6 protein-coding genes are annotated in these 6,281 nt (G+C 47.7%); 4 read left to right on the top strand and 2 right to left on the bottom strand.

Going from position 1 to position 6,281, the window contains the following annotated elements; genetic code table 11:
* The 4 genes from ACKOVI_RS02570 to ACKOVI_RS02555 all read left to right on the top strand — a co-directional run.
* On the top strand, positions 1-765 hold a 765-nt coding region (locus ACKOVI_RS02570; protein WP_509602452.1), incomplete at its 5' end, for an MFS transporter.
* A 29-nt stretch (positions 766-794) separates the two neighbouring features.
* A complete protein-coding gene (locus ACKOVI_RS02565) occupies positions 795-2,231 on the top strand; it encodes a GuaB1 family IMP dehydrogenase-related protein (RefSeq protein WP_509602451.1) in 1,437 nt (478 codons plus the stop codon).
* A gap of 42 nt (positions 2,232-2,273) precedes the next feature.
* Positions 2,274-3,170, top strand: coding sequence for an ABC transporter ATP-binding protein (locus ACKOVI_RS02560; RefSeq protein WP_509602450.1), 897 nt, complete (start codon positions 2,274-2,276; stop codon positions 3,168-3,170).
* Positions 3,167-3,964: a DUF2705 family protein gene (locus ACKOVI_RS02555; protein WP_509602448.1), complete on the top strand. Its 798-nt coding sequence runs from the start codon at positions 3,167-3,169 to the stop codon at positions 3,962-3,964. Before ACKOVI_RS02560 ends, ACKOVI_RS02555 begins: the two co-directional genes overlap by 4 nt.
* On the opposite strand, the gene ACKOVI_RS02550 is transcribed toward ACKOVI_RS02555, so the two are convergent.
* Both ACKOVI_RS02550 and ACKOVI_RS02545 read right to left on the bottom strand, forming a co-directional pair.
* Positions 3,961-4,647, bottom strand: coding sequence for a response regulator transcription factor (locus ACKOVI_RS02550; RefSeq protein WP_509602447.1), 687 nt, complete (start codon positions 4,645-4,647; stop codon positions 3,961-3,963). The genes ACKOVI_RS02555 and ACKOVI_RS02550 overlap by 4 nt on opposite strands.
* Positions 4,640-6,281, bottom strand: a 1,642-nt coding sequence (locus tag ACKOVI_RS02545) for a sensor histidine kinase (protein ID WP_509602446.1), incomplete at its 5' end; no start/stop codon positions are given. The genes ACKOVI_RS02550 and ACKOVI_RS02545, both read right to left, overlap by 8 nt.

Genomic DNA, 6,281 nt, shown 5'->3' with positions numbered 1-6,281 from the left:
CTCTTCGTACTAGCTCCAGCTTTCGCACCAACTATTGGATCTACCCTCCTCAAATTCTTTTCATGGCACTCGATTTTTTGGTTATTGGTGCTCTTTGGTGTTGCAGTTGCTCTAGGGATGAGATCAATTCCAGAAAGTCTGGCATCAGAAAATCGCAACGACCACGGATTTTCTGATGCGGCGAAGAGCTATCGTGAACTAGTAAGCAATAAAGATTTTCGTATCGCGTCAATCATCGGAATCAGCGGTTCGATGGTGACCTTCGCCTATGTCTCATCAGCCCCGGCTGTCTTGATGGGTGAGTTCGGGGTCTCTCGAACAACCTTTGGTCTTCTCTTCGGATTGGTCTCTATCGGATTACTTGCATCTTCGAGAATCAATATTTGGTTAGTTGGCAGATTTGGCCTGGTAAAGATGATGCGCGGATTTACTGCGGTGCAGACATCTGCAACCTTGGCGCTACTTTTATTTTCAATAATTCACGCTCCACTGTGGCTCATGTTGATTTTTGTGATTATTACCTTTGGATGTGCACCAGGATTAGGCGGCAATGCGATGACATTTGGAATGCACCCATTTCCTCATAAAGCGGCATCTGCAGCCGCACTCTTGGGTTCATTGCAATTTGTCGGGAGCGCGTTCGTCTCGGCAATATTGGCGGTATTTCATGCAAATGTGATTCTCAATATGGCTATTGCAATGTTTATCGGCGCTCTTTTAGCCTTCTCCCAAGTCAGACGGCTTGATGGCTCAGCTACTCAGTAAAAATCTCAGAAGCCAAGTATTCTCGCCCCATGCGCTTCATCACTGAACCTCAATATGACCTTACCTACGACGATGTCTTTATGGCTCCGTCATCATCAGAGATCTCAAGCCGTATGGAGGTTGATCTCGACACAACCGATGGAACCGGAACAACTATTCCTCTCGTTGTAGCCAATATGACAGCCATCGCTGGTCGTCGTATGGCTGAAACCGTTGCTCGTCGCGGTGGAATCGTCGTGATTCCTCAAGATATTCCACTGCCAATCGTTGCCGAGACAATCGCTGCGGTAAAGGCAAGCCATTCATTCTTTGAATCACCTATTACGTTGACTCCACAGCAGACAGTGGCTGATGCAGCGAGTCTCATTAATAAGCGCGCACATGGTGCAGTTGTTATCGTTGAAGGCAATAAACCAGTCGGCATCGTGACAGAGGATGACATCCACAGCGTTGATCGCTTTACTCAGCTGGGTCAGGTCATGACTGCAGAGCTGACAACAATGCCTGACACCCTAGATCCACGCCAGGCATTTGATTTCCTCAATGAGAAAGTCCGCGCGGTTGCACCAGTTGTCTCTGATAAAGGTGAACTCGTAGGAATCGTGACTCGTACCGGCGCTCTTCGTGCGACTTTGTATAAGCCAGCTCTCGATGCAAAAGGCCGCCTACGGATTGCAGCAGCTGTTGGAATCAACGGTGATATCGCTGAAAAAGCACAACAACTCGTAACCTTCGGTGCAGATGTCCTCGTTGTAGATACAGCCCATGGCCATCAGAAGAAGATGCTTGAAGCACTACACATCATTAAGAAGCTTGATCTCGGTGTGCCCATTGTTGCCGGCAATGTTGTTACGGCAGAAGGCGTTCGTGATCTCATTGCAGCAGGTGCAGATATCATCAAGGTAGGCGTTGGTCCAGGAGCGATGTGCACCACCCGCATGCAGACAGGTGTTGGTCGCCCACAATTTTCCGCAGTTCTCGAATGCGCGGCAGAAGCAAAGAAGCATGGCAAGCATGTCTGGGCCGATGGTGGAGTTCGCCATCCGCGCGATGTGGCGCTCGCTCTAGCAGCAGGTGCCTCCCAGGTAATGATTGGCTCCTGGTTTGCTGGAACCTATGAATCACCTGGCGATCTTCTTCGCGATAGCGCCGGACGTCCATATAAAGAGTCTTTCGGAATGGCATCTAAGCGCGCAGTTGCAGCGCGAACTTCAAAGGAAGATGCATTCGATCGCGCACGCAAGGCGCTGTTTGAAGAAGGAATCTCTTCCTCAAAGATGTACTTGGACCCAGTGCGCCCAGGCGTAGAGGATTTGATTGACGAAATAATCTCGGGACTTCGTTCATCCTGTACCTATGCTGGCGCTCGCTCTTTAGAAGAGTTTGCAGATAAGGCTCTAGTCGGCATCCAATCGGCATCTGGTTATGCAGAGGGACGACCACTCAACCAATCATGGCGTGGCTAATAACTTATTGAACTGCACTAAGTTCAGGCGTACCTTTGAACTATGAGGCGACAACCCGCTATCGAGTTGAGGAACCTCACTAAGCGCTACGGAAAAGATCGTGGTGCAGAGGATATCTCCTTCGATGTCTTTCCTGGTGAAGTCTTCGGATTTCTCGGTCCCAATGGGGCTGGTAAGTCAACAGTCATGCGCACGATGTTGGGGCTGATCGAAGCAACTTCGGGCAGTTCCTACATTCTTGGTCGCGATTCTCTCAACCATAACTCTGCTTTAATGGCAGAGATTGGTTATCTCCCTGGAGCGCTCGCTCTTTATAAAAATCTCACTGGTCGTGAATATCTGAAATATATTGCTCGCCTTCGCAAGGCTAATTGCAATGCCGAAGTCGCTCGATTAGCCGAGCGACTTAAGTTAGATCTCGATAAACATATCCATGACCTTTCTAAAGGAAATCGCCAGAAAGTTGGAGTGATTCAAGCATTCATGCATCAACCCAAAGTGCTCATCCTCGACGAGCCAACTTCAGGTTTAGATCCATTGATCCAACGAGAGTTTGAAACTATTCTCGACGAGGTTAAAGAGCGTGGGGCAGCGGTTCTACTCTCATCCCATGTCTTAAGCGAAGTGGAACACCTGGCAGATCGCATCGCAGTAATCTCTGAAGGAAAAATTGTTCTCAACCAATCTATCGAGGTTCTCAAGTCAAAGGTCCCTCACACCATTAGCTTCACCTTTGCCACCGCTCCAAACCCAGCGAATTACGCTCACTTTTCAAGCAATATCAATGTCGAATCCAAAACTTTAACCTGTTCTGTCACTGGATCTGAGGCCGCTCTTCTGAAGCAAGCAGTTGCCGACGGAGCCTTGACTGTGCGCACCAATGAGCCATCTTTAGAACAGATTTTCCTAAAGCTCATCGATAGCGAGGTGCAGCTATGAACTTTGCAATCATTCGAAAGACTCTACGGGATCGCTGGCGCTCTACCTTGGCATGGGCGCTCGGTCTACTTTCCATTATTTCAGTACAGCTCTATATCTACCCAACTGTGGCTAGCTCATCTGATGCCATGACGCAGTACATTGATGCCTTTCCCGAAGCGCTGAAGACCATCTTCCGGATTGAAGATTATGCATCCGGAGCAGGATTCTTAGGGACCGAACTCTTCAGCATGATGATTCCTCTCATCCTTATCTCACTTGCAGCAGGACGTGGATCAAGTGCGATAGCTGGTGAAGTTGAATCAGGTACCGCTGACATTCTCTTTGCACTTCCAATCTCTCGAACCCGCATTCTCATAAGCAAGCTAGTGGCTATGGTTATCGAAGTTCTAGGACTCACGATCTTGGCAGTTGCATCAATCGCGATAGGTGCATCAATTGTTAACCTAGAGATTTCGACAGTAGTCCTGATTACTGCAACTTCCGCTAGTGGTTTGATGGCTTTGGTTTTTGGAGCGATAGCGTTATTTGCTGGATCATTTGCTGGCAAGCGGAGCGTTGCTACCGGATTGGCAATTACCTGTGCGATTGCGGCGCTGGTCTTTTATTCTCTGGCACCAATTGTGGATACCTTTGATTACCTCACACCATATAATCCTATGGAATGGGCAATCCACGGAAATCCGTTATCCAATGGAATCTCGGCGCCCAGCTTTATTAAATTGGGGGGCACCTTCGCACTTTTGAGCGCTCTGGCCATCTATCAATTTAGAAGAAGAGACATTAAGTCTTAATTGCTGAGTAGGCGGTAGCCAACTCCACGAACCGCATGAAGTACCTTTATTTCACTGACTTCCTTGATTTTCATGCGAATTCGAGAGGCATGGGTATCGAGGAGGTGATCGCTTGAGTATTCAACTGAACTTCCAATCGCCTCTGCTATCTGCTCGCGAGTAAATACTCGTTTCGGGTTGCTAATCAATAGGTGCAAGAAGTCATACTCGGTTCTGGTGAGATCTACCTTCTTATTATCGACTGTAAGTTCGCGGGTATCAGTGTTGAGCGAAAGATGGCCAGCTTCAATGATTGCTCCCTGCACCTTTGTACTAGCGGCACGATGGCGCAGTTGAGTGCTGGTACGAAGTGCAAGAATTCGAGCCGAGACCGGCTTGGTGATGTAATCATCAGCACCTGCAGCTAAACACATCGCCTCGTCCATCTCTTCATCGTGACTAGTAAGCATGATGATAGGAACAGTTGAGACCTTACGTACTTCGCGACAGACTTCAAATCCATCTGGCTGACCAATCGACAAATCTAAGATTATGAGCGAAGGCTCTTCCTTACGAAATCTCTCTAGCGCCTCTTTGCCATTAGATGCATCCACCACATCAAAACCTTCAGGGGTGAGAGCCGCACGTACAAAGAAGCGAATATCTTCATTATCATCTACAACGAGAATCTGATCTTTAGCCATTTTCACCACCAGTTATTCGCTCCAGTTCTTTATTCATTAGCGCAAGTAATCGAGATTTTTCAGCGGTAAATTCGTGAAGCGGTATCTCTTGCTCATGATGTAACCTAGAAAAATCTAGAATCTCGCCACCTAATTTTTCAAAGTTATAGAATCCAATCGAGCCACCGATTTCATGGGTGAGAGCCTTAATGTTCTCTGGCGTTGCGCTCTCCAGCTTTGTAATCGCCCTACTAAGGACGTCATTGCGGCGATTCATGATCATCTTCTCTTCTGGGCTGAGATAGAGAGGAATCTCCACCGTGAAGGTAGTCCCTTCTCCTACTTCAGAAGCTACGTGTACGACACCGCCATGGCGGGAGACAACTTGTTGAACAATAGAGAGGCCAAGGCCGGTACCTGGAAATTGGCCAGCATCGGCATTCTTGGCGCGGAAGAAACGGGTAAAGAGCTTATCGAGATCCTCTTGTGGGATACCGATTCCATGATCTTTGACCTGTACTCGAGCATATTCTCGGCCATTGAGGTCCTTGCTATGGTCCATCATGATATTGATCGTCGAATGAGCTGGACTGAATTTCACGGCGTTGCCCAGTAAGTTGATATAGACCTGGTTGAGTTGACCGGCATCACCTTCTACGAAATATTCATCGTCGGAAGTGAAGGTGACCTTGATATCAGATTTTTCGGTAGCAGGCTTCATGATGAAAATTGCATTATCAATCACCTCATTCATGGATACCTTTGCATCTGATAATTTTCCAGCGGCAGCATCAATCTTGCTGAGCGATAACATGCTCTCAACGAGGTGGAGCAAGATTTGAGCATTACGATCGAGCACATCAAGATACATGCCTAAATCTGGATTCGAATCTGCCAATTTCTCATCTTTAATGACATCGAGATAGCCAATGATTGAAGTCAGTGGAGTGCGCAACTCATGATTGACAGTTGAGATAAATGCATTCTTCGCTGAATTGAGATCTTGCAGCTCGACGACCGTTGATTGGGTTCGTTTAAGCTCTGCAATGGTCTCATCAAGTCGCTTCTGCTCTGCATCAAGAGCCACTCGCGCTAGTCGATAGTTCTTGAAATTCGTTTTCACATTGAGGAAGAGGAAGAGGCCACCCGAGATAAGGAAGAGGTAGATGAGACTGAGATTAAGACGTTCTCTTTTTGCCACCTTATTCGAGGCATCAATCATCTCCTGATCAACAGATCGCTGATATGAGACTACCAACCTACGTGCTTGAGCAAGAATTTCATTAATAACCGGTGCGATTGCCTCGTTATAACGGTCGTGCATATTTGCCGGAAGCACACCAGATGGGGCAGAGGCAATAATTTCATCCGATTGTTTCAAGACAGTCCAGTAGCTCATCTGTGCGCGACTACCCATGGAGCGTCCGCTGGTATCAATGACAGCTAGACGTTGTGCCAGCAAGTTGCGAGCGATTTGAACAGAGCGACGCGTGAGCTGGCCATTGCCCCATTGGGCAAGTCGAGTGGCGTAGACCAGAGTCTCTCGCTGGGTGAAGATAATTGACGCAGCAGGAGTCTCTACATTACTGAGGATTTTCGCCTGTTTTTCGCTAGAATTGGAGGAGAGAAATGAGGAGAAACCAAGACTCAAGATA

Source organism: Candidatus Planktophila sp. (genome assembly GCF_046070465.1).
Classification (GTDB): domain Bacteria; phylum Actinomycetota; class Actinomycetes; order Nanopelagicales; family Nanopelagicaceae; genus Planktophila.
The sequence above is the reverse complement of the archived record's forward strand: the minus strand, read 5'-3'. Positions and strand labels throughout refer to the sequence as shown.

What these genes read in the sequence shown, in the direction of transcription:
- ACKOVI_RS02565 (WP_509602451.1), top strand. Translation starts at nt 795, where the DNA reads ATGCGCTTCATCACTGAACCTCAATATGACCTTACCTACGACGATGTC.
- ACKOVI_RS02560 (WP_509602450.1), top strand. Translation starts at nt 2,274, where the DNA reads ATGAGGCGACAACCCGCTATCGAGTTGAGGAACCTCACTAAGCGCTAC.
- ACKOVI_RS02555 (WP_509602448.1), top strand. Translation starts at nt 3,167, where the DNA reads ATGAACTTTGCAATCATTCGAAAGACTCTACGGGATCGCTGGCGCTCT.
- ACKOVI_RS02550 (WP_509602447.1), bottom strand. Translation starts at nt 4,647, where the DNA reads ATGGCTAAAGATCAGATTCTCGTTGTAGATGATAATGAAGATATTCGC.